We start from the raw sequence: 1,391 nt of genomic DNA on the forward strand, positions 1-1,391 counted from the left end.
TGTCGATGCCTGATGCCTTGAGGGAAGGGCTGGGCATGTTCGGTTTGTGGGATTCTGGGGCTGATGTTCCGTTGCAAACTCCGTGGCTTTGTCGTGAGGGTAGGGTCGCTTGGCTGGCTATGGATCCGAAGTTGTTAGAACCACCGTTTTGAGGGGTTTGCGATGCTGAAGATGTCGATAAATGCTGCTCTCTGGTTTCGCAAAAAGTGCCCTGTCCCTGTCCTTGATAGGCTGCCTCTGAGGGTGGTTTGTGGGTGCTATGGCCTGTGGATTCGCCTCCAGTTACTTCGACCTGGTGGCGATTCTTCTGACCTGTTGAAATGAGTTCTCCTATGTCAATAGGTGCGTTTTTCCCCTGTATCTCGCTCTGTAGCTGAGGGGGGTATCGGGGGCTTGCCCCTGATGTTCTGCGCTGGTTCTATCTCGTGCCCTTTGATGTGCTCACGGTGTCACTGGCACCGTTTACGGCTTGCGCTGAGGTTGCCGCGTTGGCGCGTTGCTTGTCCTGCCCCTGTTCTTTGCTGCGTCGCCATGAAAAACAAGCGCCGCAGGCTCCTGCGTGTTGCTTGGGAGTGTCGTTTGTGTGCTCTGGTGCGGGTGCGGCTGCGCTGATTAGGGAGCGGGCAAGAGCCGCCGCACGCTCCCGCTGGCGGCGCAGCCGCTAATCTAGACCTACGGACACTTGATGACAGGAACAAGGAAGGGCTATGATTGCGGCGCGCTTTTCTCCTTCTTGGTGGCTTCAAGGCATATGAGTTCCGGGTCAGCTATATCCGGTTTAGGTAAGTCCCTCTCAGCCCATTCACAGCACCAGAAAGAGCGAAGCCCGAACATCCTGGCAGATGGTTCGGGCCTCTGGCGTCCATCAACTCGTACTTGAATGAACGCATGTCCAGATTCTATGTGAGTCCGCGGCGGGTTCAAAGCCCCCGCCATGAATGAGCCTCAAACCGCATTTGATCGCTCTAAGCCTGTCCACTTCTTTCACCATGAGCAGCAGCAGTTCAGGTTGGAAGTTCAGCGCTTTTCTAACTGCCCTCCTGAGCTGAAAGTTAAGGAAGTCGACTTCGCTAAGTTCGATGTTCCTGCCTATGAGAACGCCTATCACGCTGGTGCTTCTTCCTGCTTCCGTAAGCGTGGTGCGCGTACTGCTCCTGCTGTTCAGTGCGAAGAGGATGTGGAGCGCTCCATGTTCCGCGCTAAGAAGCGTGTACGGCTTTTGGTGAAGGAGTTGGGGCCCAACCACTTCTCTACCTTCTCCACGCGTGAAAAAGCCCCGTATATGACCGCTGAGGACTGGAAAGCGATGTGGGGCTACTTCGTGCGCTTACTGCGTCAAGCTGACATCGATTTTCAGTATGTGGCTGTGTTGGAGCGTCATCCCTCGAACC

At 55.4% G+C, this 1,391-nt stretch carries 1 pseudogene; it reads left to right on the plus strand.

What is annotated here, in order from left to right:
* Nucleotides 1-934: 934 nt before the first annotated feature.
* Nucleotides 935-1,391, plus strand: a pseudogene (locus SJH88_RS19095) (hypothetical protein); the annotation flags it as partial.

Origin of the sequence: Comamonas sp. GCA5 (genome assembly GCF_036541385.1) — a bacterium.
Lineage (GTDB): Bacteria > Pseudomonadota > Gammaproteobacteria > Burkholderiales > Burkholderiaceae_C > Comamonas > Comamonas aquatica.